The organism is Microcoleus sp. T2B6 (genome assembly GCF_036700475.1).
Taxonomy (GTDB): domain Bacteria; phylum Cyanobacteriota; class Cyanobacteriia; order Cyanobacteriales; family Microcoleaceae; genus Microcoleus.
In genome coordinates this window covers 54,080-80,375 of sequence record NZ_JAUBOZ010000008.1, presented here as the reverse complement: position 1 = coordinate 80,375, position 26,296 = coordinate 54,080, and the positions used below count along the sequence as shown (strand labels likewise).

The 26,296-nt window shown below is 39.7% G+C and carries 24 protein-coding genes and 2 pseudogenes; 10 read left to right on the top strand and 16 right to left on the bottom strand.

Annotation, left to right across the window (positions count from 1 at the left end; genetic code table 11):
• Positions 1 to 12 precede the first annotated feature (12 nt).
• On the top strand, positions 13 to 939 hold the full coding sequence (locus QUA00_RS05725; RefSeq protein ID WP_333408987.1) for a hypothetical protein: 927 nt from the start codon (positions 13 to 15) through the stop codon (positions 937 to 939).
• On the top strand, positions 936 to 1,754 hold the full coding sequence (locus tag QUA00_RS05720) for a glycosyltransferase (protein ID WP_333408986.1): 819 nt from the start codon (positions 936 to 938) through the stop codon (positions 1,752 to 1,754). Before QUA00_RS05725 ends, QUA00_RS05720 begins: the two co-directional genes overlap by 4 nt.
• A 75-nt stretch (positions 1,755 to 1,829) precedes the next feature.
• Here the strand turns inward: QUA00_RS05720 and QUA00_RS05715 are convergent, their stop codons facing one another.
• From QUA00_RS05715 to QUA00_RS05710, 3 genes are all read right to left on the bottom strand, one after another.
• Positions 1,830 to 2,777: an IS630 family transposase gene (locus QUA00_RS05715; protein ID WP_333408985.1), complete on the bottom strand. Its 948-nt coding sequence runs from the start codon at positions 2,775 to 2,777 to the stop codon at positions 1,830 to 1,832.
• 841 nt (positions 2,778 to 3,618) lie between these two features.
• Positions 3,619 to 3,891, bottom strand: coding sequence for a transposase (locus QUA00_RS36765; RefSeq protein ID WP_445305721.1), 273 nt, complete (start codon positions 3,889 to 3,891; stop codon positions 3,619 to 3,621).
• Positions 3,884 to 4,273 (bottom strand): transposase, encoded by a 390-nt coding sequence (locus tag QUA00_RS05710; protein ID WP_333409049.1) that lies wholly within the window; start codon positions 4,271 to 4,273, stop codon positions 3,884 to 3,886. The genes QUA00_RS36765 and QUA00_RS05710 overlap by 8 nt, the downstream gene beginning before the upstream one ends.
• A gap of 653 nt (positions 4,274 to 4,926) precedes the next feature.
• Between QUA00_RS05710 and QUA00_RS05705 the strand changes: the two genes are divergently transcribed.
• The 3 genes and pseudogenes from QUA00_RS05705 (at position 4,927) to QUA00_RS05695 (ending at position 8,052) form a co-directional block, all read left to right on the top strand.
• On the top strand, positions 4,927 to 5,721 hold the full coding sequence (locus QUA00_RS05705; protein ID WP_333408984.1) for a glycosyltransferase family A protein: 795 nt from the start codon (positions 4,927 to 4,929) through the stop codon (positions 5,719 to 5,721).
• Positions 5,722 to 6,174: 453 nt separating this feature from the next.
• A pseudogene (locus QUA00_RS05700) lies at positions 6,175 to 7,008 on the top strand (IS1 family transposase).
• 351 nt (positions 7,009 to 7,359) lie between these two features.
• Positions 7,360 to 8,052 (top strand): class I SAM-dependent methyltransferase, encoded by a 693-nt coding sequence (locus tag QUA00_RS05695; protein ID WP_333408983.1) that lies wholly within the window; start codon positions 7,360 to 7,362, stop codon positions 8,050 to 8,052.
• Between the two features lie 319 nt (positions 8,053 to 8,371).
• Here QUA00_RS05695 and tnpC (QUA00_RS05690) read toward each other — a convergent pair whose 3' ends face one another.
• Positions 8,372 to 9,466, bottom strand: coding sequence for an IS66 family transposase (gene tnpC / locus QUA00_RS05690; protein WP_333409047.1), 1,095 nt, complete (start codon positions 9,464 to 9,466; stop codon positions 8,372 to 8,374).
• Positions 9,454 to 9,771 carry a hypothetical protein gene (locus tag QUA00_RS05685; RefSeq protein WP_333408982.1) on the bottom strand — a complete coding sequence of 106 codons (318 nt, stop codon included), beginning with the start codon at positions 9,769 to 9,771 and terminating at the stop codon, positions 9,454 to 9,456. The genes tnpC (QUA00_RS05690) and QUA00_RS05685 overlap by 13 nt, the downstream gene beginning before the upstream one ends.
• A 972-nt stretch (positions 9,772 to 10,743) precedes the next feature.
• On the opposite strand from QUA00_RS05685, the pseudogene tnpC (QUA00_RS05680) reads away from it, so the two are divergent.
• Positions 10,744 to 12,190: pseudogene (gene tnpC / locus QUA00_RS05680) on the top strand (IS66 family transposase).
• Positions 12,191 to 12,298: 108 nt separating this feature from the next.
• On the opposite strand, the gene QUA00_RS05675 reads toward tnpC (QUA00_RS05680), so the two are convergent.
• Positions 12,299 to 13,063 carry an HAD-IIB family hydrolase gene (locus tag QUA00_RS05675; RefSeq protein WP_333408981.1) on the bottom strand — a complete coding sequence of 255 codons (765 nt, stop codon included), beginning with the start codon at positions 13,061 to 13,063 and terminating at the stop codon, positions 12,299 to 12,301.
• Positions 13,064 to 13,147: 84 nt separating this feature from the next.
• Between QUA00_RS05675 and QUA00_RS05670 the strand changes: the two genes are divergently transcribed.
• A complete protein-coding gene (locus QUA00_RS05670; RefSeq protein WP_333408979.1) occupies positions 13,148 to 14,386 on the top strand; it encodes an aminotransferase class III-fold pyridoxal phosphate-dependent enzyme in 1,239 nt (412 codons plus the stop codon).
• Between the two features lie 48 nt (positions 14,387 to 14,434).
• On the opposite strand, the gene QUA00_RS05665 is transcribed toward QUA00_RS05670, so the two are convergent.
• Together QUA00_RS05665 and QUA00_RS05660 are read right to left on the bottom strand one after the other, a co-directional pair.
• On the bottom strand, positions 14,435 to 15,310 hold the full coding sequence (locus tag QUA00_RS05665; protein ID WP_333408978.1) for a radical SAM protein: 876 nt from the start codon (positions 15,308 to 15,310) through the stop codon (positions 14,435 to 14,437).
• 66 nt (positions 15,311 to 15,376) lie between these two features.
• Entirely contained in the window at positions 15,377 to 16,432 is a 1,056-nt protein-coding gene (locus QUA00_RS05660; RefSeq protein WP_333408977.1) for an IS630 family transposase, read from the bottom strand.
• A gap of 520 nt (positions 16,433 to 16,952) precedes the next feature.
• Here QUA00_RS05660 and QUA00_RS05655 point away from each other — a divergent pair.
• Together QUA00_RS05655 and QUA00_RS05650 are read left to right on the top strand one after the other, a co-directional pair.
• Positions 16,953 to 18,527 carry a glycosyltransferase gene (locus tag QUA00_RS05655; RefSeq protein ID WP_333408976.1) on the top strand — a complete coding sequence of 525 codons (1,575 nt, stop codon included), beginning with the start codon at positions 16,953 to 16,955 and terminating at the stop codon, positions 18,525 to 18,527.
• A 408-nt stretch (positions 18,528 to 18,935) separates the two neighbouring features.
• Positions 18,936 to 19,151: a hypothetical protein gene (locus QUA00_RS05650; RefSeq protein WP_333408975.1), complete on the top strand. Its 216-nt coding sequence runs from the start codon at positions 18,936 to 18,938 to the stop codon at positions 19,149 to 19,151.
• Between the two features lie 535 nt (positions 19,152 to 19,686).
• On the opposite strand, the gene QUA00_RS05645 is transcribed toward QUA00_RS05650, so the two are convergent.
• The 8 genes from QUA00_RS05645 to QUA00_RS05610 all read right to left on the bottom strand — a co-directional run bounded on the left by QUA00_RS05645 (position 19,687) and on the right by QUA00_RS05610 (position 25,742).
• Positions 19,687 to 20,661, bottom strand: coding sequence for an ISL3 family transposase (locus tag QUA00_RS05645; RefSeq protein WP_333408974.1), 975 nt, complete (start codon positions 20,659 to 20,661; stop codon positions 19,687 to 19,689).
• Between the two features lie 516 nt (positions 20,662 to 21,177).
• Entirely contained in the window at positions 21,178 to 22,083 is a 906-nt protein-coding gene (locus QUA00_RS05640) for a ThiF family adenylyltransferase (protein WP_333195953.1), read from the bottom strand.
• Positions 22,049 to 22,687, bottom strand: a complete 639-nt coding sequence (locus QUA00_RS05635) for a Mov34/MPN/PAD-1 family protein (protein ID WP_333408972.1) — start codon at positions 22,685 to 22,687, stop codon at positions 22,049 to 22,051. Before QUA00_RS05635 ends, QUA00_RS05640 begins: the two co-directional genes overlap by 35 nt.
• Positions 22,688 to 22,731: 44 nt before the next feature.
• A complete protein-coding gene (locus QUA00_RS05630; RefSeq protein ID WP_333408971.1) occupies positions 22,732 to 23,520 on the bottom strand; it encodes a hypothetical protein in 789 nt (262 codons plus the stop codon).
• Positions 23,510 to 23,866 (bottom strand): DUF3768 domain-containing protein, encoded by a 357-nt coding sequence (locus QUA00_RS05625; RefSeq protein WP_194060237.1) that lies wholly within the window; start codon positions 23,864 to 23,866, stop codon positions 23,510 to 23,512. The genes QUA00_RS05630 and QUA00_RS05625 overlap by 11 nt, the downstream gene beginning before the upstream one ends.
• A 133-nt stretch (positions 23,867 to 23,999) precedes the next feature.
• Positions 24,000 to 24,797 (bottom strand): hypothetical protein, encoded by a 798-nt coding sequence (locus QUA00_RS05620; RefSeq protein WP_194060236.1) that lies wholly within the window; start codon positions 24,795 to 24,797, stop codon positions 24,000 to 24,002.
• On the bottom strand, positions 24,797 to 25,261 hold the full coding sequence (locus QUA00_RS05615; protein ID WP_333408970.1) for a hypothetical protein: 465 nt from the start codon (positions 25,259 to 25,261) through the stop codon (positions 24,797 to 24,799). Before QUA00_RS05615 ends, QUA00_RS05620 begins: the two co-directional genes overlap by 1 nt.
• Positions 25,262 to 25,271: 10 nt before the next feature.
• The gene (locus tag QUA00_RS05610) at positions 25,272 to 25,742 is read right to left on the bottom strand and encodes a hypothetical protein (protein WP_194060234.1); all 471 of its coding nucleotides are present in this window, start codon (positions 25,740 to 25,742) and stop codon (positions 25,272 to 25,274) included.
• Between the two features lie 243 nt (positions 25,743 to 25,985).
• Between QUA00_RS05610 and QUA00_RS05605 the strand changes: the two genes are divergently transcribed.
• Positions 25,986 to 26,129, top strand: a complete 144-nt coding sequence (locus QUA00_RS05605) for a hypothetical protein (RefSeq protein WP_333195947.1) — start codon at positions 25,986 to 25,988, stop codon at positions 26,127 to 26,129.
• The last annotated feature ends 167 nt before the right edge of the window (positions 26,130 to 26,296 follow it).

Here is a 26,296-nt window from a genome sequence, read left to right as displayed (position 1 = left end):
AAGGGAATTTTTGTGAAAATGGAAGAATTATTAGTGATACGACAACCCAACTCTCGACGGAAAGCAACATATGTTGCTTCGCAAGAAGCTATTCATCTTCTGCAACATTTAGGAGCAGATATCATAAGTGGCGGTCCTTTTGGAGATCCAATGGGATTATTCTATCTTAAGCTACCTAGTGAGAATCTAGAACCTGCTTGTAGGCTTTTACCTCATCTTGGGTATAGTGAAATAGTAGAACAAGTTGTAATTGTTTCTGACGATTTAATTCGTAATAAAAATGAACTGTCTAGATGGAAAGGAAAATACTACCGTCTAGAAAAGCTTTATCAAGCTGATACAAAAGCCATACGAGATATGTCGCCCGATCGGCGAGAATTCCTTTTGCCAACAGAAGATGGAGGTGTTCGTCATGTTGTCGGTTACCGTGGTGATGGGGGATTACTGAGTCGTAGAGGACTTCCCGTGATTGATTCGCGTATGCTTGTAAATCTAGTTTATAATCCAAAACTTGAACGTTTTCTAGATCCTTTTGCTGGAGCAGGAGGACTTGTCGTAGAAGCAGTCGCTCATAATTTTGAAACATACAGCACCGATATTGATCCTAAAGTTAGGTTTGGACTTCAGTTTTTGGGAGCCAAGCATACTGTAGCTGATGCGCGTCAATTACCCTTTCCTTCCTGTTATTTTCATTCAATTGCGAGTGAACCTCCTTATGAAGAAGTAGCAACTGATACTATATGCGAATCACTTTTAGAACTAGATCGTGTACTTCATCTGGATGGTCGTGTCGCTTTGTTGATTGCTGAATCACAATACATTAAAATTAGTGAATGTGCCAAAAATATTGGTTGGCAAATCGAGTTAGATCATCCCATAAATCGTAAAGGCTTACCAGTTAACGTTCTTAGTTGGAGAAAAACGGCGAATCCAGTATGAAAACAAAACGTATTGTATTTCAGCAATATCCCCATGTAACTGTGATAACTATTACCCGTAAACGTTTAACTACTTTAAGTCGGGCTATTGCGTCTGTTGAGTCTCAAGATTATCAAGGTCAATTAAGTCATTTAATTTTGGTTGATGATTGTTATGAAACTAAGCTAGTTCTTGAAAAAATTCAACACTACAAACCAAATCTCAAGTTCTTATACTGCACTAGGAATCCCGAAGACAAGAGTGGTCCAACTCGGTTAGCAAGGCTTAGAAATCAAAGCGTTTTTGAGGTTATTTCCCCATGGGTTTGTTTTTTAGATGACGATAATGAATTTGAACAAAATCATATTAGCAGTCTAATGTCTTGTGCCCTTACTACAGGCAAACAAGCAATATATTGTCATCGTAAAATTTATAATTTTGATGGAACTCCATTTCTTGAACAGTATTGGCCATGGAGTCGAACAATCGCAGATGGTCTTCACAAATACAAACAATTTTGCGATCTTGGAATGATTAAGCCTGGATCAAATATTTTTCGAGACCGTATCGATCTAACCGTTGGCTCATCTGTTATGCAAGTCGATACTAATGTTTGGTTATTAAATACAGAACTATTACGAAAATATCCGATTCCAGAGACATTTACGAAGCATGATTGGGAGCAGAATTTAGCTGAAGATGACAAAATGCTTGACAATTTTGTTAAATTAGGTATAGAAATGATATGTAACGATCAAATAACTGTTAGATATTATCTTGGTGGGTATTCCAATGATTTTGATGGAAATTATCAATCAGATATTTGGGAATTATAGGTAAATTTGGAAAAGTTATGTTTAATAGAAGGTGTTTACAAAATATTCTTGATTTTTATACAGCACTTCCGGATGTTATGAGGTACAGTAGCAGCAATTAGTAAACCAGTTTTTAAGATGTTTCGGATTAATTAAGTCAAGAGCCACAGCAATTATGGTGTCAACCATTTTAGTGGTGGTTGGTGAAAACTGGATCAATAAAGATTTGAGTTGCGACCACCATAATTCAATTGGATTAAAATCAGGAGAGTATGGCGACAAACACAAGATAGAAGCACCCACCGCTTCAATGATATGCTTAATTGAATCTAGTTTATACGCTGGTAAGTTATCCATCACTACTACTGCTCCCGACCACAATTTTGGCACTAAACATTGCTCGATAAATACCTCAAATGCTTGGTTATCCATAGAGTTGTCTAGGGTCATTAATGCCACTACTTGCGTGAGACTAATTGCACCAATTACTGTGACTTTCTTGCCTCGATAAAAAGGTTTGACCGCATAGGCTCTCGTTCCTCGTTGGGAACGTGCATGAGTTCTGGTTAAACCTAGCAATACTCCAGTCTCATCTAAAAAGACTAGATTTTTTGGGTCGATATGCTTAACTTTTTCCCAATACTCTAACCGTAATTTCATGACTCTTTCAGTGCCGGCTTGGCTACTTCTCACGGTTTTTTTTTTACGATTTAATCCCAACTTTTGTAAGGCATTACACATGGCTGTTCTACCCACCCAATTTCCGGTCTTCTGGGCAAATAACTCACACAATTCTAGTAAGGTTGCATCGGGATGTGCTGCCACTATTTCTCTCAAAGAAGCTGTGGAATTATTCAAATGACTGTATCTCGGTTTCCCCCTGGGTTTCGGCTGTAAATTCCCATCTATTTTTTGTTGCTTGACCAGTTTTTGAACTAAGCTTTTACTGACGGAAAATATCGCTGCTGTTTTTCTGATCGACAACTTCTGATCGAGATGGGCTGCTACTATTTTTCTTCGCAAATCTACTGAATATGCTTTCATTGGTGTATTTTTTTAATCTATTCTTATTGTACCTCATAACACCCGGGAGTGCTGTAAGTAGTCGGACATAAATAAACGTAAGTATGTCATTGCGAGCGAAGCGAAGCAATCGCAAGGACTTGAGGTGGGGTTTCACAACCCTCGCAATAACACTGTTTATTTTTGTCCAGGTACTTAACCTCTGGAGTTTAGACTAAGAAAAGCTGGCTCAGTTAGAAACTGAGGCACAAAAAATCCATTGGGCAGCCAAATATATGTGATTAAGAAGTCAAATTTCGATGATTTTGGAACTGACCTCGACCCTTTTTTACTACTGGATAGCGAATGCGCTCAGAGCGAGATTGACCAGTGGGCCAACCAGGGGATTTTCCCCGTGGTTTTGGTGCTTGAGCTGGAGTGCCAATCTTGACCAAAAGTGGGAAAAGCGATTGAGCCACCCGTCCTGGAGTCAAATTAGTCAGAGGTTTTTGCCTGCAGCAAGTGATAGTCTCGAACTAAATCTTGAGCCAACCACAACTGCCAAGTTAACAGAGGCATCAAATCGCTCCAACGGTCACATTGTTCGCTTGGTACTTAGATGGGGTAGAGTCCAATGTAATGTTTGCTTGGCTCTCGCGATACCAATGCTCAATGGCAAAACGGCGCAAATAGTCCATCCAGACTAATTCGAGAGAACAAGAATTCTCACCTATCCATGCTAACCATAAAGGTTTAACCTGACGACAATTACTACCGAGAGCCTTTGGCTCTACCAAGATCAATGTCATCGGATGTTGAGCACTAGAACGAAAGTGTAAGTTATCCCACCTTCTGATTTGTAATTGTCCTAGCTTTGGGTTATCTAATTCAACCATCTCCTCAGCAACCCACCAAGTCTGGGGGGGCGCCCCCGCTGAAATTTCTCCCCGTGACGACGGGGACGCCCTCGGCCAGAATAAGCTGGTGGGGCAGAGTATAAACAGCGATTAGAACGCAACCGGATTAACTTGTCGGCTTTGAGATGGCCGGTCTGCAAAACTAAACTGGCACACCCATATTCCCGGTCAAATAATACTAATGGTCGTTGTGGCAACCCTGCTATCACTGGCTCTAACTGCCCTGCCGCTTTACTGATGGGTGTATCCTTTCCTGGTGATTCGTTCGTGTCTTAAGGGTAAGGCCCAACTCCCTTGCGCCGAGGGTATCCTGGCAATTGTGCTGTAGCCCAAGCCGATTGCTATCGGTTTATTGCCATGAATGGCAGTGGCAAGATGTTCATAGGTACGCTCCCTCAAGGTTGGTGCATCTGGTCTCACCCACGCTGTATGGTCTACTGCTAAGATTGGTCTCTCTACTCCTGACATCTGCTGAAGATACAGTTTCATTAATTGCTCTCGGTCTGGCTGACAGTCCTGTAAGGCTTCGGACACGCTTGACCATTTTCTTCGGAACAATGGGTTGAGTGCCATCTCTGTTAAACAATTGGCTTTTGGCGTGGTCATCACTGCATCCATCAGCTCAAAGGTGGCATATGCAGGCTTGACTAGCGCATTTTATAGGCTTGTTGACGAAATTCTCTCAAGACTTCACAATTCATGGCAGGCAGATTTGAGGTTTTTTGCTAATTCTCAATTTTTTGCCTTTAGGGAGCCTGTGCCAATCACAGGCTCCCTTTTCTTTCCCTTGTTAGTCTAAACTCCAGTAACCTGGGAAACTTAAAAAGTTATCAAACTTATACAAGGAAATCAAAACATCTCCAATTATGCTATATTTTATCAACAACAACTAGCAAATATTTTATGAAGCAATATAAAGAATTTGAGAACTTTAAACATCATGGACTTTTTCTCATAAATTACGGTTCTACCAAAGTTGTCATGTAAAATCACAAAAAAAAATCACAATTTTTTTAAAAAGTAAAAAAGAATTACAGTGAAAACATTATATAATTTGCATTGTGGTACTTTTAATGATTAAATAAAAGAAGCCCAAAACCATTATATAGACGTGAGTTATATTTATAATCTAATCCCGAACTAAAATTAATGACTAACCTCCTTAAATTAGAAGGGGTTAGAGTGATTAATTATCAGATTATAGACTCATCGTTAGAACCAAAATAAGATATGATAAAAGTTTGTAAAGATTTTTCAATTCGAGGTATTTTTGTATGAAATCTGCTGTTATTATTACGCCTACTATTGGAACTGCACATCTTTCCTCGTGTCTTGAAAGTGTGCAGAAACAAAACTACAAGAATTTAAGTCATCTAATCGTCATAGATGGAGAAGATTATCAAGATATCGTATTTAATATTGTAAAAGATTTTAAATCTTCACACATACCAATTCATCTTATAACTCTTCCCAAGAATACAGGTAAATATGGTTTTAATGGACATCGAATATATGCAGGGTTCTCATATCTGGTTGAAGCAGAAATTATTTTTTTTCTTGACGAGGACAATTGGTTTGATACTACTCATGTTACTCTCTGTATAGAAACTATAAATAAATTTGAAGTCCAATGGGTATTTGCTCTTAGGCGGATTTGCCAAGAAGATGGAACTTGGGTACTTGACGATAACTGTGATAGTCTCGGATACTGGAAGCGTTTTGAGTCATATGAAAGCATTTCTGACGGGCTTGATTCATCACTTGTTAATTTCTATAAAGAAAATCCTTTTCTTGTTGACACAAACTGTATGGCAATTAGTAAGCACACACTGACTCAAGTAGGGCATTTGTGGTTCAATGGCTATCGTGCAGATGCGATTCTTAGCAATCATCTAGTGCGTACTCAGTGTGGTGCTTCAACAGGTTTTCGTACAGTTAATTATAGGTTACATTCAAGCGATGAAAAAGGCATGATTGAATATTTTACATCGGGCAATAAAGCAATGGATATTAGATACCAAGGGATTTTCCCTTGGTTAAATGCGATGTACTTTCAACCACCTAAATAAAATTTGTAAAAACTAGATAGGTGTAGGCGTAAACATAGGGTTCGTGTTATGAAGTGCAGCGTAAGTAGGTAGGCGGTGTAAAACGCAACTATGTAAACGATTGTCAAGTATCCTTAGCCCTGTTTAGATACAGTTACATGGTTCAGTTTAATCCCACCTACTTACTTAGGGTTAAAACCCTTGTCATCCAAGAGATATAGTGATGGTGTCTTGTTGTGGCTGCGATCACGCAGCGTCCCTACGGGAGCGCTAATAAGATAAGTTTTATAAATACTTATTTTGTAGCATAACGAGCCAACAAGCTTTGCCTAAAATAGAAGTTGAGGATTCAAAATTATTGCTATAAAAGTATTACCACACCCTAGTGTTCTCGAAAAACATTGCCTAAAAGGGGTCGTGCAACAAAAAGCTGTGGGATACGTCGAATTGAGTGAGTGTCAATCCTAAAAACAGATGAATTGCTTACTATGTGGCCACGATAAAGTCCATAGACATGGAAAAACGGAGAAAGGGCAGCAGAGATACAAGTGTCCTTGCTGTGGTAAAACTTTCCCCGAACACTTTGACAGTCTCTACTATGGTCGTCATCTAACAAAGAGAGGAAGTTCATACCATCCTTCAAGCTCATGGAGAGGGAAGTAGCCTTCGGGGAATTAGCCGTATCAGTGGCAGAGCCTACGGGACGGTAGTCTCCCTTATTCAAGGTGAAGCGTCAAAAAGCACTGATGATTCACAATCAAGAAGTCAAACAGATAGAAACAGAAGAAGTGATTGCCGCCGAAATGTGGTCATTCGTCGAAAAAAACAGAAAAATTGTCTAGCACAGGAGTTAAGAGCCGGAGACTGTTGGATCGGATTGAGTTTAGCATTGCTATAGTGGCTTAATTCTGGCAGCCAGAGTGGGAAAACACACGGATGCCTTCATCGAAGAATTGGTCAACAGCACCCTGCCGGAAAACCGACTGTCTCAATTGGAAAACCGATGGTTGGGGCGGTTATGAGCGAGTACTAACTTCAGAAATTCACCATCAAATCGGCAAAGAGAACACCCAGAGGCTAGAACGAACCAACGGGATTTTGCGACAACAAACAGGGCGATGGCATCGGCGACAGAATAAATTTGCCAAAATTTGGGAACAGACAAAGGTGATCAACAGGCTGGTGGTCAGCTATGTCAACTGGATTTGGGTTCATCATCGTTTAGGAACAAGGGCGGCGCAGAGAGCGGGATTAACAGATCGCAGATGGACTTGGAACGACTTGGCTCTCTACCCCACAGTTCTTTGATGCACGACCCTAAAAGGATACAAACTAGAGATCCGATCCAGTAGAATTATTCTCAACGAAAAATGGTTGTGTCAGCGCTGCCCAACCAAGGATTTCTAGACTGAAACCTACTTATTTCGTTCTACTAGACCGATGCTCTAGGCAAAGGGGCATTGAGCCGAGATAAGTGCTACTCAAACGCCGCAAAGTTCTCATTACAATTTCTTATCAATCAATGCTCAAAAATGGGTCATTTTTACTAAACTTTACAAGGCTGCACCTGGTGACACGAACCCTATATTTACGCATGGTACAACGGATGCTATTCTTAGCATAACTTCTGTTTCATTAGCATTTAAAGAAAAAAAAATTATGAATATCACTCCAGAAAATTTGAAGATATATGAGGATTTAGCTTTGACTTGTGCTAAACAAGGTAATTTTGAGGAAGCTGCTGCTTATATCCAACAGGTACATACTTTAAGAGGATGGCATCAGAGTAAGGAAAAAGGATATCAGTTTACAGCTGATTGGTTCAGTTGGCATATTCCAAATTGGGAGCGATTACTAAAAGGGTTTGTTGGTTATCCAGGGCTAAACGCTTTAGAAGTAGGCAGTTTTGAGGGGATGTCTACTTGTTATCTACTAGATCATATTCTTACCAGCCAAACTGCTAGCATAACTTGCGTTGATATTTTTGAAAATATGTTAGTTGAGCATTCATTTGATTTTAACATTTCTCAAACAGGATCACAAAACAAAGTCAATAAAATAGTTGGTCAATCTAAAAAAATCCTTAGAATGCTTCCCCTTGAAAGTTATGATCTTATTTATATTGATGGATCACATATTGCAACAGATGTACTTCGGGATGCAGTGTTATGTTGGGATCTCCTCAAGGTAGGAGGTATATTGATCTTTGACGACTACGAGTATGAAACACCGATTGAGAAGCCAAGCGATGCGATAGATGTATTTCTAGAGATTTTCTCAAGCCACACGGAGATTCTTGAAAAAGGGTGGCAGGTGTTTTTGAGTAAAAAGTCTTTTATCAAAGGGGGTTAAATGCTATGAAATTTATACTTGAGATCCCACCATATACTTGTAGTTTAGCCATCAAAACATTTGCTAAACCAGGGGTCGCCGTCTCAAGTACGATCGTCAAAAAAAAATGAAAAAAGGAGTATTATCATCCCTCAGTTCATCATAATTAACTAACTGCTCTCTAGCTGTTTCGTGTGCTTGTTTTTCGAGCATAACTGGTAATTGATACTGTGAGACCTGCAAAAATTTTGGGATATGTTTCATTGTTTCTGAAAAAGTTAAGCAAATATCTATTTCACACTCCACAGTTTAAAGCCAACAGAACATATTTTGTAATTGCTCAACTAGGGGAAAAAAGGGAGCCATCAATAGAGAGAGCTTGTTGAATGGATTGATAAGCAGTTAAACCCTGTCGCTTCCCAGTATTGACAACGGAACGAACGGCTGCAAACAAATCTCGACCCCATTCCGAACGGAAGCCATTAGTCACACGGCGAAATACCACGCTCATCCTAATCGCCTGTTCACTACTATTATTCGTTGGTGGAATCCCCGCCTCTTCCAGAAATAGAAATAAATTGTCAATTAGCCCACCATAGCGTTTTCGTAACCGGATACCATCCGGATGATGTGGCGCTAAATTTAAAATCCCGGTTAATCTTTCCTGTAAATTTTCTCGGTATCGCTTGAGTCTGGCATCGTCGATTTTTTCTCGTCTTCGATGGATAATAAAAGCCCTCAATAATAACCTCTTCATCCCTGGGGCAAAAATTCTGTCCCCAGCATCAATCGCATATTGGCAATCCCGCAGTTGATGGGCCAAACACACTTGCCATTGTGGTGCGGGGTGATTTTTTTGAGCACTAAATAAATCTGACACCCAGATATCGGGACGATGTTCTGCGAGAACTTCGTTAATTACCCCAGTCCCTCGACTCGGGCGGATGACGTGTAAACAAACATCCTGGTTCTGAAATACCCACTCCCACTCCCAATGTCCGTTAACTCTGGCACTGGTTTCATCTGAACAAATTAATTTTGCCCGCCGCAACCGATGGAGTATTTGAGTTACTTGGTCATCTAAACTCGTTTTGACTTTCTCTAATAGGTTGGCGATTGCTCCTTCTGATATCTTGAGTCCAAAGACCTCTCCAAATATCGACGACAGCCGTTCGTAGCTGATGGCATGAGTGTAACGAAGATATGTGACTAAGCTTTGAATTGAACTGCCAAACGGTGAACCTGGTTCCATTCCCAATGGTACAGGTGCAACATATTCGGTCTGACAGCAGGCACACTGACCACCATAACGTTCGATGCGGGTGATGATGGGGCGAATTGGCGGTAGTTCGATTTTTTCGTAGACGGATTGCAATTTTTGGGTGGCGGCGGTGACTTTCTCTCCACACTGGGGGCAATTTTTCAGTTGGGCGATGATTGTTTGGTCGGGATGAGGATGTAGTTCTCTTCCCCCCCTGCTCTTCCTAGGCTTCTTTGTCTTTTTATCCCCTCAATTTTCGATGGCTTAATGTTGGGCTTGAATCCTGTGGACGGTGGAGTGCTGGAATTTTTGCTAGTTTTTTTGGGAGATGGGTCTAGTTTTGGTTGGTCTGTGGTTGCTAACGCTGCGGTTAGTTTTTGGATTTTCTCCCATAGCTCTACTATCAAGGCTTCTTTTGCCTCGTTCGATAGCTGTTTTAGGTCGGGGAGTTTTTCCATTCCTTGATCGTAATTGCTCAACTACCCCCTCCCCTGAAACTGCCTCCTAGAGACAGTTTCAGATTGTGAATTTTAAGCAAAAAGCTTCTTCTTTAATAAAATCAACGAGATAATGAGGGTTTCAGCGATCAAAACGGAAAAATGAAATAATTGTGTTCAAACTTTGCAATACTTGCCTACAAAGGGTTTCAGAGATTTTATTTTTGTCCGTAGGGGGGTTGAGCAATTACCCTTGATCTAATGTCTATCTTGTCTTCTTGTCAAGGGGGTTGAGCAATTACCGAGCGGGCTACAGAAAAACGCTTAGCTATTGCTTTTTGTGAAATGGGTTCAGCATGATAAGCATCAAGGATTTTTTGCCTAATATTAATCGAATAAGCTTTCATTTTTAACAATGTATGAAGTTTGGTACAAGTAAACGTGTTGTGAGGCAAGCATCGCGTGCTGTCAAAAAAATGCTATTATGTGTGGTATCGCTTTCGCGTGGCTCAAATGAACCATTTAATTATAGTTCATTTGAGCTGATCTTCTCTTTTTGACCCTCACGAGTGAGTGTCAGTAACATGATACCTCATCTTTCTGAGAAAGGCTATATGTAGGAGAACCATTAATTAACACTCCTCATAAAAAACCTCGTCAGGGAGTTCTGACTCCAGCTTGCATAGAGAGCGAATAAGTCAAAGGCTCAAAAAAGAATCTTTGTAGAGCATTTAATTAGATTACTAAATATCTTTCGAGTAGCAGCAGAAAGATTCCGCTTAAAACCGAAAAATTACAAGACAGTAATTTTGCTGGTATGTAGATTAATACGGTGGCGCATAAGTGCGATCGTTATGTGTCAATAACAGTCCCTACAAGCTGAAAAAAAAACAGTAAAAATTAGGTCATAAAATTGGGTATTTTTTATTGAATAACCGTTGAAACCCTTATTGAAGCGTTGTAAGGATTCAGGTCAAAAAAAACTTCAGTGGCAAAAGCGGGTAAAATAAAGGAATGAAAAAGCCCGCAGCGAGCAGAAAGCAGAAAAAAACCGAAATCGAGCAGTTGAGCCAAGCTGAACTGGTGGAAATGGTACTGGGGCTGCAAAAAATCATTGAAGAATTGCAAGAAAAATTAGCTATTGCTACGGGCAAAAGTCGAACCACCAGTCAGACTTCATCAAAGCCCCCATCAACGGATCTGATCCAAAAATCAGAGAAACCAACAGTCCAACCAGAAGCAGACCAAAAAAAGAAACCAGGCGGACAACCGGGTCATCAGGGCAAAACCCGAAAAGGGTTTGGACGAGTAGACAGAACCGAAATTAGCTCACCCGACATCTGTCTTAATTGTGGTAGTCAAGAATTAAGTGAAGTAATTAACATCCACAGACAGCAAGTAGCAAGTCTAGTAGCAAAACCAATCGAAGTTGTTGAATATCAAACACAATCGTGTAAATGCCTCGAATGTGGTGCAGTAGTTAGAGGAGAAGCACCTCTGGGAATAGTTCCAGGACAAGACTTGAGCATTAATCTTCAAGCACTCTTAGTCTGGCTGGGGAATTATGGACATCTTTCCTACGACAAGCTGACTGAATTGTTGTGGGAACTCGGCAGGATAGAAGTGTCCGTAGGAACACTCCAAAAAACCAATCAACGAGTAGCAGCAGCAGTAGAGCCAGCTATCAAAGCACTGTGGGAATGGGCCCCTCTACAATCAAACGTTCATGTAGATGAAACGCCGTGGTGTGTGATGGGGGTTAAAGAATGGCTATGGACGGCTAGTGGAGAAGGATTTTGTTTATTTCATGCCGCAGATACCAGGGGGCGCGTGGAACTAGAAACCATGCTGGGCAAAGAATTTGCGGGAGTCTTAAGCTCAGATGATTTCAGTGTTTATAATGGTGTGAAAGTCGCAGCCCAACAGAAGTGTCTGGCCCATTTACGACGGCATTTTAAGAAAGTGCTGGGACTTCCTGGCAATAATAATGCAGCAGTCGCTCAAATATTTCTGTCATTAATAGATGAAGCTTTTAGATCCCATGAGTCCTGGCGAAAGACGAGGGATCTACTCACCTATCACTCGTGGGCTCAGGATTTCAAAATACGATTGAATCTTGCTTTGGCGACTTGGTTGAACCTTGTGGGTTATGCCGCAGGTCTGTTACTAAAATCCTTACGGGATAAGGCAGAACAATGGTGGTATTTTCTCAATGACCCCTCGGTTCCTCCGGATAATAATTTAGCAGAACGTTCTCTACTCCTCGGCTGTAACTAAACGGAAAGTTTCTGGCGGCTCTCGTTCGATGAAACGATTTGAGGAAACGGCTAATCTGCTGAGTGTGATTCAAACCTGTCGTTTTCAAGCTCGTTCAGTAATGGCTTTTTTCCGTCAGGTTATTTCTGCCCATTCTTGTGACTACTTTCCTATGCCTGACCTCATTCCCTTCTTTCAGACCTGAATCCTTACGAAGCGTTGTTTTCTGGCGGACGGTTCTTCCTGGAACCGTCCGCCAGAAACCAAGCGAGGAAAAGGATTGAGAATTATGGGAGATGTCTAATATCTATGGTTATTTCTTGCTATTCAGCAAGAATTCTACCAACTCGCAGAAACCCTCTAACTCTTGTGCTTTAGTAATATATTTGGGATAATGACGCATTCTTTCTTTGTAGCGCAAGATGTTGGCAACCCCTACTGAAAGCGGAAACTTGTCCGATGCGAACATGGCTTCATCGTTAGGACTATCACCAACAGTTAACACCTGCTGAACACTTAAATCTGGAAAATATCGTTCTAATACTCGCATCAATCCTGTAGCCTTGTCTTGCTCGGAAAGTTGGATATGGCATTGCTCCGCACTATAGGTAAATCCCCACCCCATTGCATGACATTGTAGTAAGATTGCTTGTAATTCTTCAAGTGACAAATTATCGATATTAAACGTCCAGTCAGTAATACGAAACTGATTGTCTGTAGATTCGCGTAGATTAGGAAATTGTTCTTGAAGCTGTCGGAAAACTTTTTCTAGTTGCTGACGGTGTTTGCTCGAACTCGTAATGGTAGAAAGCAAATACTCACTGTGACCTTCTTGCAAATACAGACCGCCATTTTCGGCGATCACGGCAGTTACGGGCAAGTAATTAACTAAAGCACTGACCCATCCTGCTGAATTTCCAGTTACCAGTAGTACGGTAACTCCTGCTGCGCCTAACTTGTTAATAGTTTCGAGCAAAGTAGGTACAAATTTACCATTCTGTGTAAGAGTACCATCGATATCTGACGCAATCAGGCGGATATCAGACAAACAGACTTGACTTAATGATAATAAGGTCATGGTGCTAAGATTAAACTGCTACTAAGATGGTATTATAAGTCTGGAGGGTTTGTCCAATAAATATATCTTAAGTGGGTTCTTAACATGAATTTGAGCTTACCAATTACCGGAACAACCAGAAAATTTATTACCACAAATGGAAAGGAAATATTTTTTGATTCGGGCATGGGAGGAATAGTTGTTGATACTGAGGGAAAAGAGTATTTTGATTTTGTTCTCGGTTTTGGTCCAGTGTCAATCGGTCATGCAAACTCTGAATTTAATAGTATGCTTCTTGAACAACTCAGTAAAGGAGGGCTTTTACCAACATATAGTTCCATACATGCCGAATATTGTGAACTGTTATCAAAGCACTATCCAGATTGGAAAACGGTATGTCTTTTCAAAAGTAGTTCCGAGGCAGTTACAGCAGCGTTGCGACTAATAGGTATGAGGTTCACAAAAAAAGGCATAATTCGGTGTGGTTATATTGGTTGGCATGATGTTCATCTTGCTTGTACTCCTAAATGGCACGCTCCTAGAGGTTCATTGGAACGTGAATCTTTATATTTTACCCAGGGTATGCGTGGGGTTAGCGACATGGAACCAGTTTATAATTGGTTGGATGACAATATTTCTACACTTGAATCACTCTTAGTTAAATACGAGAAGAATATATCATGTTTTATTTGTGATTTTTATGCATTAGGAGACAATGCTTTAGATAAATTAAGACAGTTACAATTACTCTGCCGTAAAAGAGGGATAGCCATAATTGTCGATGAAACTAAAACCTCTGGGCGACTTAATCCTGCTGGAATTACTATGGATGAGAATGTAGATGTTGACTTCGTTATATTAGGCAAGGCTATTGGCAATGGTATTCCTCTAGCATCTTTAATGGTCAAGAATGTTAATGATTGGAACTTTACAGATTCACGTATCGGCGGCACTTTTTCTCGAGATACACTTGGTGCGGCAGCAGGTGTAGCACAGATCAGTTTAATGACTCAATGGGACGGTTATCTTAAATTACCACGAACGGGTATTCGAGTTTGTAATACAATCAACAAGGCTATCGAGGTAGCTCAAGTTTCTCAATTTGTTAAAGTGATGCCTATGTTTAGTGGAGCATTGTTTGAAATGCGATATAGCCAATTAATAGTAAAAGATATTAAAAAACGTGCTTTATTAGAGAGATGTTTTATTGATAAAGGAATTTTAATAATGGATGGACATTGCAATTATATTTGCTTAGAGCATGAAAATATTGATTGGGAAAACCTGACTAATTCATGTGTGAAAGCTCTACTACAATGGAAAACATTGCTACTCAGACTATAATCGGATTAAAACTATAAAACTATTTTAAAATATTTAAACATTTGTGTTCTAAGTATAACAACCATTTTCCTGATCAGGATTGATATTTTCAAGATGTTCAAGAAAGTGCCAGTCTATCAAGTTCTCTAGGGGAACTTTTTGCTTATCTTCCCAAGTTTTGCGTTTTAACTGCTCGTGATAAAATATAAGACCAACACTTCCCAAACATTTTCTACAAGTTCTTAATGGCTCACTAGATGCAAGGTATTCTTTTAGCCGATCTGACAAATTTGAACTACCATCAAGAGGTACACCATCTTTGAATAAATCTTTAGAATTTTGATTAATGGTATGGGACTGAGGACATTTATAGAAGTATCCTTCATGCACTGAATGACAGCCCCATTGATGTGCAATTTGGCAAGTTGAATAAATGCGTCTTATCAAATCTATATCATCCGTACCTAGACTCGAATGAGACTCTCTGAATGATTTGTAAGTTTTGTTTTCAATGTCAACTCCAAATTCTTTTCCCCGAATATATAGTTTATTAAGGGTTTCAGTAGAGATTTCAAATCCAGGATAAGAAGAAATTTCAATAACATCAATTAACTTCCACAAATCATCAGAAGTTTTACCAAGAAGGATGCCATTAGTTACAATCTTGATTTTATCTGCAATACCAGTAGAAATTGTTCTCAGAACAATTTCGGTTAAGAAAGGATGAAGTAGTGGCTCGCCACCCAATAATCTCAAGGTGTGAGCATGATAAGACTTGGCTAGAATTCTTAGTGATTTTTCAATAGCTTCTGGATCAGAAAATCTAGCTTTGGATATAGGGGATAGATGACTACAAGCTCGGCAAGAAAGATTACAGTGTGAAACAACATCAATCTCTAGTATTTCAGATTCAATACGGTGATCGTCCTTTATATAATAGGCCATAACTTTATGTATCTAAGTTTGATTTAAGTAGGTCGGCGGGGAAATTCACAGGTATGTAACAAAACATTAAGTAGGGTGAAGGGACTTAAATTTAATATGTTGTGTACGGTAATCTCCTCTTTTTCCTCTAACTTCTACTCCCTCCATTACGGCGTAGGCGAGTTCTAATTCATCGTCAAACATTTGTCCCGCTAATTCATCTTCTTTAATGTGTTGCCACTCTAATTCAATTGGGTTCATTTCGGAACAATATTTGGGCAAGAAAAAGATATATAAACCCTGACCTTCCCACTTTGACCACAACTGTTTAACCTCCTGACATCGGTGTATTGGACCGTTGTCTTGTACAATGATTCTCAGCCGTTTCATTTGGGCCGCTTCTTGCGCTTCTTTCTCCATTATCTGAATATAAGCTTTTCGATCAACACCTCCAATGACCAAACCATATAAAAAGCTACTTAAAGGTTCAAAAATTCCAACAATACTTAATCTACGACCTCGACTTTTAGTTTGTTGTATACGTTTTTGCTCGCCTTTTTTGTAATAGGTATAACTAGGTTTACTCCACGCACAAAATCCTGATTCATCTAAATACTTTAAGTCGATTTCTCCCGCAGCGGCTGCTAATTCCAACATATCTAGGTCTGATTGCTTTATTTCTCGTTGTTTGGGGTCTTGTTTTCCTTTATGACTTGGACTAGCTCTTTTCCAAATAATCCCCTTTTTTTTTAGTACCCGTCTTAATCGGTCGGGACTTAATTTAATAGAGCGCTCTTTTTCTAATTTATCAGCTAATTGAAAACTGTTATATGTACGTGGTTCTTTTTTAAGGCATTCTTCCAAAAACTCTATATCCTCTTCTTTCCACGCTTGCTTTCCCCCTCGACCTGGTTTTTCCCAAAGGCTTTCTATACCAAACTTTTCCCATTTATGTAAAACTACTCTCACGGTTTGTGAAGCCCAGCTAAAGTGAGCAGCTATTTTCTCAACATACCAGCCATGTGCATTTAACCTGATTACTTCGGCTGGATCTTTAACTTTTTGTGGTACTTTCGCCTTTCTCAGATTTAATAGGGTTTCGTCTTGCTTTTGAGTCAGAAATACTCTTAATCTAGCGCCCATATATTAGTTACCCCACTAGAGCTATACCTTTATTTACATATCTTAACATAGTTTTGTTTTTTCTCGCCGACCTACTTAGTAGCATATAATCTCACGATTCGCTCATTTTTTTACTGGTTTTGAGAATTGACCAAACGCTATATATAGCGTTTGGTCAATTCTCATCCGCTATATGTAGAATTAGCAAGATTTTTCTGTTCGTTGTAGGAGGGTTTCAAACGACCGCTGAAAACCCTGAGTGGGTCGCGATCAATTCTGGAAACTCAGATCCAAATGAGCGAACTGTGATTATAATATTATCATAAAGATTCTTCCGTATAAACTGATATCTTGCACCATTGTCATTAAGCTAGGGTGGGCATTGCCCACCAACAGGAGAATCAGCTTTTCACGATGGGCAATGCCCACCCTACAAAAAACAGCAAGCGACTGGTAGTAATTTATAGAGTAGTTCAAGTATAATAAAGGACTGATAGTCAGCAGTCAAGATAAAAGTTAATATCTTTTACTACATTTAATTATGAAAAATGTATCAGACTTAATTCTAGAATCCAACAATGATTATTCTAAATTAGAAAAAGATTATCAGATATATGGCTATGGATCACTGGTTCTTGATCCCTACAACTCGATTAAGCAAATTCAAACATCTTTATCTTTTCTTTCAGTATCAATAATTATACCCTCATATAATTGTCGAGATACAGTAATTGCATGCCTAAAAGCATTAGGCAAAAGTAGCTTCAATAATAGACATTCTGACCAACTTGAAGTCATAGTTGTAGATGATGGATCTTCTGATGGAACTTTTGAGGCGCTGATTGAATTGCGTATTGGTCTTAAATACTCAGTCATGAGACAAGCACATCTTGGACGTGCTCATGCAATGAATACTGGAATTGCAGCATCTACGGGAGATATAATTATTTCTTGCGATGCTGATATGATTTTGTCAGTTCATACAATAAGCGAACTAGTAAAACGCCATAGTGTTCTGGAAGAAGAAGTAGTTTTAGTCGGTTTTCGTAGCAATATTCATGATGTTTCGTTAGATATAGCCCAGAACCTTGTCGGACATTTACCAAAATTTTGGGATGATAACCGCTATCACTATGATTGGCCGGGATGGCCAGAAAATATGATGCAAGTGACTAAGCATTTGAAACTTCTGGGTGATGGGAGAAAACTCTGGCTAACTGACACTATTACACCTAGTGATGAAATCTGGACTTTGCCGCGTATGGTATATGGTGCGTTATTTAGTATGCGGCGCAGTTTGATAAACCGTATCGGCGGTTTTGAAGAAAAATTTCAAGGATGGGGATGGGAAGACACTTGGATTGGTACGCTGGCAATTTGTGAAGGTGCTCTTATTATTCCAGTTCCTTCAGCAACTGGCTATCATCTCGATCATCCTGATCGCTCACCCTCAAAATGGGAGGAATCTCGACAAAATTTTACTTTAATAGAACAACTTTCACGCCAATCATTGAATACAGCTAAATCTAATTATTTAGAAAATGCTCTTGCTAGGATTGTAGAACACTATGAAAACCGATTTAGGTGTTATGAGCAAGAATTAACCACAGAGTTTGAAAGTATAAATCGCATTAAAAAATTTTTAGCTGATGAAGCTAATACAGCTTTTTATCACTTTTGTCTTGGTCAATATAAATTGGCAATCTCATATTATTGTGAAGCTCAAGAGATGAAATCACAGGATCTTGCTAATTATGCTCGGTGTTACTTTGAGATAGGTAATCCAAATGCGGGACTTGAAGTATTAGCAGAGGCTCTTCAATGTTTTCCCGATGACCCATTACTCTTGATGGAGTCAATCTGGCACTATGCTCGTCTTAATAAAATTTCAACAGCGAAGAAACTTTTTTACGATATGTTATCTGTGATATCAAATGACCCAATTTGCCTTTATCTACTCCGTCATTCACCTGAAGAACATACAAATCGTGGATGGAAATATTTGCAACAAGGATTTGTAAATTTGGCATGGCGCGACTTTACGGCAGCACTTCTACTGGACTGTGATTATCAAGAAGCACATTATGGGTGGGAGCAGTGTGACAAGAGAAACTGATAAATCATAAAATATCAATTGGGAGCAAACACAAATGGGACGAAAACAAGCACTTTTTCACGGTAATGATTAGCGTTTTGATGATCTAGCTGATTTTGTAGGCAATTATTTCACAAATAATGTTAAGTATATAGCTGATGTCACTGGAGGACAAGGAATGTTAAGCCGGCTTCTCAAAAAAAAATATAACTTTGAGTGTGAAGTTATTGATCCTCGTGAATATAGCCTAAAAGGTGTGTTTCATCGTCAAACATACTTCAAAGTTGAGATGGCAGCTTACTATGATCTTTTACTTGGATTACATCCAGACGCGGCATTGCCAGAGTTAGTGCTAGCATCAATCATAGGACCAACTCTTATAGTACCATGCTGTAATTTCTGATCTCCTTGTCGTATGGGATTAAGGAGATGATTGCAGATATTCAATGTTGGTACAAAGAACATGAAGTATCTTATGATATAGTTTGTTTTCCGTTTTCTGGCCCCTACAACATTGGAATGATAACGACTCCACCAATTTCTCCACCAGTAAAAATTCAAGAGGTTGGTTCACATCTAAATAAATCTGATCAAATTACTGAAATCAGAGGTGTACGCCGTCAATTTAAGGTACGAAGTAAGTAAGTCGGCGCTTTAAAACGCAACTATGCAAACGATGTAAAGTGTTCAAATGCTCTCTACTGGCTGACTTAAGCCTATTTACATACTGTTACATTATTCGGTTTAATCCCGCCTACCTACTTAGAAATTACTACCTGGACTAATAGGGTGGAGAATTATAACCGCCATTAATAGCTAGGAGTCGAGCGACTGCTGTAAACCAAGTCAGGGAATAAATGTTTAGCCGACTGTCAAGCTTTATCAGACAACAACAGTTTAGCCGATTGCAAAGCGCGAGTCCGACAACAGCAATTTACGCGACTGTCAAGGCTGGTATAACGGCTACTGTGTTGCCAATTTTCTCATACTCCTTATTTGATTTTTTATTCAATTTAGATAACGGCTACTGTGTTACCAATTTTCTCGCACTTGCTCAACTTGATTCTTAATTCAACTTAGCGGGGATCTTCTGGGTTTATGGGGATAAGTAAAGCTAATGAGAAAGACAGGCTAATAATCTAGAACGAAAGTTTACAAAATTCAAAAAGCCATAGGCTTGTCATTTAATTAATTTGATTCGGTTATTAAGTCCCTCCATCACACCACTAGATGTACGGTTTAAAAAGTAATTACAAATATTGTCTAGATGGTTGTGAATTGTTTCCAAAACTGCTCCGTAGACAACTTGAGCTTTTTGAAGCCATTCTTTCAATTGTTCCTGACCATCTTCAGGGGTTTTACAAGTTTCAAAAATACTCCTAAAATCTTCTTTTAGAGTATAAGCTAATCGCCAACGCTTAGAATACTTCAAGACAGTTTCCAATTTCACTTTTTCTTCTTCTGTTAAATCAATATTATTTTTTAGCAGGATAAAACGACTGCCTTTAATCTTAACTCCAGTTTGTTTACGCAATTGATTTAACTCTTTGATCACTGGCTGCATGACATGAAATCTGTCGATGACAATTTTGGCATTTGGGAATACCTCTTTTACAACTTTTGGAAATCCTCCCCACATATCAACGCTGACTTCCTCAACTTTCTCTCTGATCTCAATTGGTTGCTGCTTAAGGATTTCAATGATGTCATCTTGTTTATGACTATCAATCACTTCTAGCAATTCTCCTAAGTCAATATTTGATACGACCGTGACCAAATTTTGATGTCCTTTGCGTTTACTCACTTCATCAATACTCACCCGTTTTACTTCTTCCCAATTCTCCTTTTTTTTGAGAGAAAATTGGTGGTTAAATATTCCCTGTACTTGATCCAAACTCAAAAATTCATCTCGACTTACCTGCTCTACACTCGCACTTTGCACTCGTTGATAAACATACTCTTCAGATCTTTGTGTGTATCGTCTTTCCCAATATACAAAGGGTAATTCTTCCGTAAAATGTTTTTGACACTGATGACAATAAAATTGGCGGCGTGGCGTATTTAAATAAATTACTTTGCCAAATACTGATAAATCTCGAATCAGTATCGGTCGATTTTGTTTGAATTTTCTACTCTGCGTATTACAATGGGGCAAGGAGCTTCATCATGTAAGAATCTCAGCTTGAGAATAATTTTATTTTCTTCTTCCGTAAAACTTTCGATGGTTGTATTTGGTAAATTTAGCAACCTATCAAGATGCAAGTCCATGCCGATCACCACGTATTCATTGTATCTCATTATACATTAATCCCCTCAAACCCAGAAGAGCCAGAAAGAGTCAATTTTATACTTATCCCAGTGAGTTTATCGAGTTTTTAGACCGGGCAATTCACACAGTATTAAATCCGAAAAAATCTCGTTAAAGTAAAAGAGGGGGAAGGGGAAGGAAGGATAAATTTTAGCTTTTTCTCTTTAATAAAAGCTAACAATAACCTATAACTTTCCATTCGGACGTTCGGTAAGCGGGGTTCCCGTCGGACTTCGGCGTGAGGCTTCGACCATGAGCTTAGCCGAATTGTGGCTCGATTGAGCGCAAGCCGAATGTCGCTCAGTCGAGCCGCATAGTTCACGGCGAAGCCTTCCTTTCCCCTCCCCAAATAATCAGCTTTTTCTACCCTTCCCCTTCCTCTTCCCTTCCTTTTTCCACCCTTCCCCTTCCCCCTCCCCCTCTTGCAAACCTTTTAAGAGATGAAAAACTGATAAATTCCGAGCGCATAGAACCAGATTTAAGGTTAAGGAAAGTGGCAAACCTGCGCAAGTCATTCGTCAAAGTGAGACGGAATAAATAGTCAGCAATAATGGAGGCCATCCCCTGATTAATTGTGAGACTCTGAGCGTTAATAGTGGCTAACTCAGCACAAGATAAATAGGTATTTGCCAGTTCTTCAGGCTGGGATTCTCTCAAATTGGGGCACTGCCAAATAGGAGAGGGTAACGCTCCCATAATGCCTGTTTTCTCAAATTGATCTAGGTGAGTAATTAACCCCTCACCACAATTATGACTACCTAGTAGAATTTGACCGCTATCAAAGTTATTGCCAGCATCAAGATACCAGATTCTTGGAATATCAGAGTGGCGGTTACTTTCTAGTGTTTTGCCGAGGGAACGACGAGCCGCACTATTGTCAACGCAGCCAGTGATAATTACCAAATCATTCCAGTATGATTTTACCAATTTGGGGTCAAAATAGTCAGGAATTGCACTAATTTCTAGCCCCCAGGTAAGATTGTAACGCAAAGCAAGAGTAGCGGCTTTATTCAATCCGAGTTCAGATTGACAAAATCTCTGCCTTCCCAAGTTTTTCTCTTCAACAATGTCAGGGTCAACAAAGGCAACATTGACATTTTTACCACGTTGTTTGAAAACGTAAGCTAATCGTGCTAAACTTTCAGCTACATAAGAGCCAGTGCCCCCACAGCCAACGAGCCACAAGTGTAGGTGAGAGTAATCTTTGAGGAGGAGAGGGGTAGAATTGGCGTACTCAAAGTCGAGGTTTAAGGGAGTTTTGGTAAGCATCGGTGATAAAATATGGCTCTTCAAATACAGAACTAGCTTTAATTAAGCTATAGTGTCCGAAAATTCCGATTCTGACTAAAATCTCAGGATTTAAAGTATTAACTTTACCCAAGACTGCATAGAGTCTAAACCCGCGCTCGTCAGCATCATCTGTGCTACTAAAGAAAGCAGGCATTTCTCCGTGAGAGTGGCATTCAATTAAGGCAGTTGAGCAGGATAAATTATCAAGAGGTTGGCAGTTTGTTCGTGTAGTTGTTTGGAGTGGAATTGTCAGTTGCCATTGATTGCGGCTGTCAAGGGATAGGTGAAATAAAATCTCTGTGAGATTCCCACTATTATCTTTGCTAAATGCAGATTTTGTACACATAGAAAGGAGTAATTCTAATGGTACTGAACGAGTGTCAAGGTACAAGTACGGTTCTATAGATGGCAACCCTTTGATAGTATTGGGCGCTGAATTTGCAACAGGAATCATTGCCTCTAGTCCGGGGCGAACTGAACGCACAAACACGCCGTTAGAAGCTGTAACGTATTCGCAGAATACTCCAGTAGCAATGGGAGGCAAGGGAATAGAGGCATGAATGTGGTTAAAAAGTTTTAGCATTAACTTAAACTTGGCGGTTGAAAGAAAAATGTTGAGTGCAATCCCTAGATAGGGTTAGCAATCAATAAAAGGTGTTCTATTAAAGAGTTAATTGACTGGTTGCACCTGCTTTCAACTAAATCTTTAACAGGATAGGAACGCCTTTTTTTCAAGGCTAAACTTTTCAGATGTTCTCTGACATCTTGGGGAAACTTTCGGCTTTTTTGGCTGGATAAGTCAGCATTGAAAGGAGTAGTGATGAAAGTTTGCCAAGCAATATCAATGGTTTGAGTTGAAGCAACCGGGGGAGTATTTTGTCCCCAGCAAATTAAACCGTTTGGGTGGATATTTGGTAAGGGAGTATGGTAAGCTTTCGCCTCTGGGTTGAAGGTGGCGACATCAGTTGCCCATACCCAATATTGAGTGTTCTGTCCTACCAATACCAAAGCGGTTAGCGGAATAGTAATCGGTTCAATATCATCAAAGTGGAGGTTATATTGAGCAGGAGGTATGAATTTTACTACCCAATTTCCTTGAGAATTAGTTCCCCACCTTATGACTCCTGGAGGCATCCAACCTGTATCAATTGGCTCGTGAGAAAATGCAGTTCTCAAACTGACAGAGGAGAGTAGTTTGTAGTGTTCCTTTGTCCCTTCTCGATAATGGAACAGGTATTGTTCTTTGATGAACAGTAATTCAGCATCAATTTCTGTTAGCTGTCGGGGAGCTATTTGCAGAATTTCACGGAAGGCTTCTCCTGACAAATGTTGCATACATAATAGCTTAAAATTGATAGAGGTTATAGAGCTAACCCGATAGGTAAGGTTAGCTCCTACTTGAAAATTAGTATTCATTCGATTTCATTAGGGTAGCAACTCTCCAAGTTTTATCCGAGTTTTCTGGGCATTCTGAACTCACTTCTTGGTTGTCCAGCCAAGCTTTTCTGTCAAAATAATCAATTTTGAAAAAGTAGTTTTTGCTATCCAGTTGAATGGCAAAAAAATCTCGTTCTCCGTAGGGGTCGTTGCCTGATTCAAAACTGTTAAAATCTCTTACTAATTGCAGTAATTTTTGTTGGTATTCAGGAGGAAGAGCTTTTACAGTTTGAGTGATCCGAATTTCACCAATTTTGGTATTTCCTTGACGCAACTGGTCATTGAGACGTGCAATTCTTTCGGTTGTTGTTAGAGTTTCAGTCATGGTTAAGACCTCAATTTCCAACAGCTACAACCGCACTAGCGGTTGCTGCTTCACAATGAATACGCTTAAGCGGGGAGCTCAGCATTTTTAGACTTGAGAGTTTCAATCGTAATTATTTGGATTCATAGGTAATTCAAATTGACAAAGTGCTCTTGTTCCAGAGTTCAAGAATTTGCTGAAAACGTCGAGGGCGGTCAGTAGCAAGCCAGTCGATAACCTGTTGAGCTTGGGTTATTACTTCTTTAGCACTTTGCCATTGCGCTGATAAAGATATCAAGTTTTCGACTGTCCATTCTCTAAATTGATACTCGTCTTGAGCGCAGCCGTCTAGCCAAATATTACCTGTTGAATAATTGAGGAAACTTAGTACAATTGGCACTGATTTTATGGGAAAGTCAGCCAGAGAGCAAAGCTCTTGGAATTGCAGATAATTGATACTATCGGGTGGTAAAACGTGAGAAAATAAAACGTTAAATTCCTCTTCATACCAATCTTGTGCGTCATTTTCAGTTAGCCAATCTAGTCCTTTAGAAGTTAGAGGCAGCAAGATTTGCCACTCAGGGGCTAATGACTCAATATCATAATCTTCATAGCTCAACCAATCTAACCCCCAAGGCTCTATCAGGAGTTCGTCGAGGCGTTCTTCTTGGGCTATTTCTAATTGCCAGGGGCTGATAGGGATAAGTTCTGTTTCGTCAAGCAGACTAAAAAATTCTAATTCGCGGGGGCTATGAATGTCAGGACTATCAGAGTAAATAGAACTGGTACTGGTGGTAAATTCAGTTGGAAAAAAGTGTTGGTAAAGGTTTAGTATTTGAATACTATTAAGCGTTTGCTGGAGAAATTCAATCGCTTCAATTGGCTTGGTTACTGGGTAGGAGTGTCGCAAACCAGCGATGGCTTGCGACACAGACAAAATGGTTGCAGGCATTAAAAATTCAGGGGAATTTGGGGATGTGCAATAGCTGGCGCAAGTTGCAGTTGTTTGAGAGTTGCTTTAAATCGCTGTAGTTCTTGTTCACCTCTCGCTATTGCTTGAGAGATTTCTTGAGTGCGACTTGCTAAGGTTAGCGGAGTAACATAACCGTTGATAGATTCACATTGGAGAGCCCAAGTGAGTTGGACAGCTTGATTCGGTTCTTCTGGTGCTGCCATAAGTGAGGAGAGTGGGGAATGGGGAGTGAGCAGTACGCATAGTTCTTTTTTCCAATCTTCTTCTACACCCTTTGTCTTGGCTTGTTTGATGATTTTAATGGGTTGACCTGTTTTTCGTTCAATTGTAGCTTCGCTTAATTCAGGGAAGTAAGGAAGTAGGACTTCTAGCAATTTTTCATCATTTGCAGTAATTTCGTTGGGCAGTTCGATTTGCCTGCCTTCATATTCTATTAGACTCATTGTTACCTCTTTAAAACAGGGGGATTTGTACTCCAGCTTCACCTTTGTTGACGGGGTGGTTAGCAGGATTTTGAAGATTTGGTTTGGCTTTTTTCCGGGGTTGAGCAACAGAAGAACGAATTTGAGCGCTCACTTTTCGGTTAGGTAGGTTAGAGGCTAACCGCTGGAGCAATTCTTGTAAATGGTTTGGCCAAGCTCCAATCGAGTTTTCTCTAACTTGTACTAATAGTGGTAAGTCGTCATGGCTCGTTGCTGTAATTTCTACGATTCGCCCTTCTGGATGCCCATCGTCTGGTCGCATAACAATGTGGATTTTGATTGTACAAAAATTGAATTCATAAGGTTCTGATTCTCCTTCATCAAGTAAGTCAGGACTCTGTGAAGTGTTCTCAGTTTTGTTGATGGTTTCACCCACTTTTTGAGTAGCTGAAAGTGGAATATCCTCTCCTGTTGGTTCGGAATTTGGTTCTATTTGGGTCATGGCTGGATTCGCAGTACAAGCAAGTGCAGCTTATTCTCAAAAATTGCCGCGATCGCGGCCTTGCTTTTAACGATCTATTTTTTGTAAAGTTTTAACGGTAAGCGTGTTTCCCAAGAAATTTCTTAATTAATTCCCATTAATTATCTGTCCGACAAGATGCGGTCGCACTTGTCTCTATTGATTCTTTGATTGTAATTGCTCAACCCCCTTGACAAGAAGACGAGATAGACATTAGATAAAGGAATGGAAAAACTCCCCGACTTAAAGCAACTATTGAACGAGGCAAAAGAAGCCTTGATAGTAGAGCTATGGCAAGAAATCCAAAAACTCAGCGCAACATTAGCCACCTACGAACCTTGCGCCAGAGCCATCTCTCAAAAAAACTAGCAAAAATTCCGAAGTATTGATAGATAAGGAATATCTATTGCGCTCGCAAGCTATATTACTATTAGCCACATCTACGATTGCACAGCTATCAATCAGAGCATATTTACTTATGCAATTGTAACTATCCGTACAAATGCGATCGCTTTAGAGCGTCAATCAATACTATG

What these genes read in the sequence shown, in the direction of transcription:
- QUA00_RS05720 (WP_333408986.1), top strand. Translation starts at nt 936, where the DNA reads ATGAAAACAAAACGTATTGTATTTCAGCAATATCCCCATGTAACTGTG.
- QUA00_RS05715 (WP_333408985.1), bottom strand. Translation starts at nt 2,777, where the DNA reads ATGAAAGCATATTCAGTAGATTTGCGAAGAAAAATAGTAGCAGCCCAT.
- QUA00_RS05705 (WP_333408984.1), top strand. Translation starts at nt 4,927, where the DNA reads ATGAAATCTGCTGTTATTATTACGCCTACTATTGGAACTGCACATCTT.
- QUA00_RS05695 (WP_333408983.1), top strand. Translation starts at nt 7,360, where the DNA reads ATGAATATCACTCCAGAAAATTTGAAGATATATGAGGATTTAGCTTTG.
- QUA00_RS05675 (WP_333408981.1), bottom strand. Translation starts at nt 13,063, where the DNA reads ATGACCTTATTATCATTAAGTCAAGTCTGTTTGTCTGATATCCGCCTG.
- QUA00_RS05670 (WP_333408979.1), top strand. Translation starts at nt 13,148, where the DNA reads ATGAATTTGAGCTTACCAATTACCGGAACAACCAGAAAATTTATTACC.
- QUA00_RS05665 (WP_333408978.1), bottom strand. Translation starts at nt 15,310, where the DNA reads ATGGCCTATTATATAAAGGACGATCACCGTATTGAATCTGAAATACTA.
- QUA00_RS05660 (WP_333408977.1), bottom strand. Translation starts at nt 16,432, where the DNA reads ATGGGCGCTAGATTAAGAGTATTTCTGACTCAAAAGCAAGACGAAACC.
- QUA00_RS05655 (WP_333408976.1), top strand. Translation starts at nt 16,953, where the DNA reads ATGAAAAATGTATCAGACTTAATTCTAGAATCCAACAATGATTATTCT.
- QUA00_RS05650 (WP_333408975.1), top strand. Translation starts at nt 18,936, where the DNA reads ATGATTGCAGATATTCAATGTTGGTACAAAGAACATGAAGTATCTTAT.
- QUA00_RS05640 (WP_333195953.1), bottom strand. Translation starts at nt 22,083, where the DNA reads ATGCTTACCAAAACTCCCTTAAACCTCGACTTTGAGTACGCCAATTCT.
- QUA00_RS05635 (WP_333408972.1), bottom strand. Translation starts at nt 22,687, where the DNA reads ATGCTAAAACTTTTTAACCACATTCATGCCTCTATTCCCTTGCCTCCC.
- QUA00_RS05630 (WP_333408971.1), bottom strand. Translation starts at nt 23,520, where the DNA reads ATGAATACTAATTTTCAAGTAGGAGCTAACCTTACCTATCGGGTTAGC.
- QUA00_RS05625 (WP_194060237.1), bottom strand. Translation starts at nt 23,866, where the DNA reads ATGACTGAAACTCTAACAACAACCGAAAGAATTGCACGTCTCAATGAC.
- QUA00_RS05620 (WP_194060236.1), bottom strand. Translation starts at nt 24,797, where the DNA reads ATGCCTGCAACCATTTTGTCTGTGTCGCAAGCCATCGCTGGTTTGCGA.
- QUA00_RS05615 (WP_333408970.1), bottom strand. Translation starts at nt 25,261, where the DNA reads ATGAGTCTAATAGAATATGAAGGCAGGCAAATCGAACTGCCCAACGAA.
- QUA00_RS05610 (WP_194060234.1), bottom strand. Translation starts at nt 25,742, where the DNA reads ATGACCCAAATAGAACCAAATTCCGAACCAACAGGAGAGGATATTCCA.
- QUA00_RS05605 (WP_333195947.1), top strand. Translation starts at nt 25,986, where the DNA reads ATGGAAAAACTCCCCGACTTAAAGCAACTATTGAACGAGGCAAAAGAA.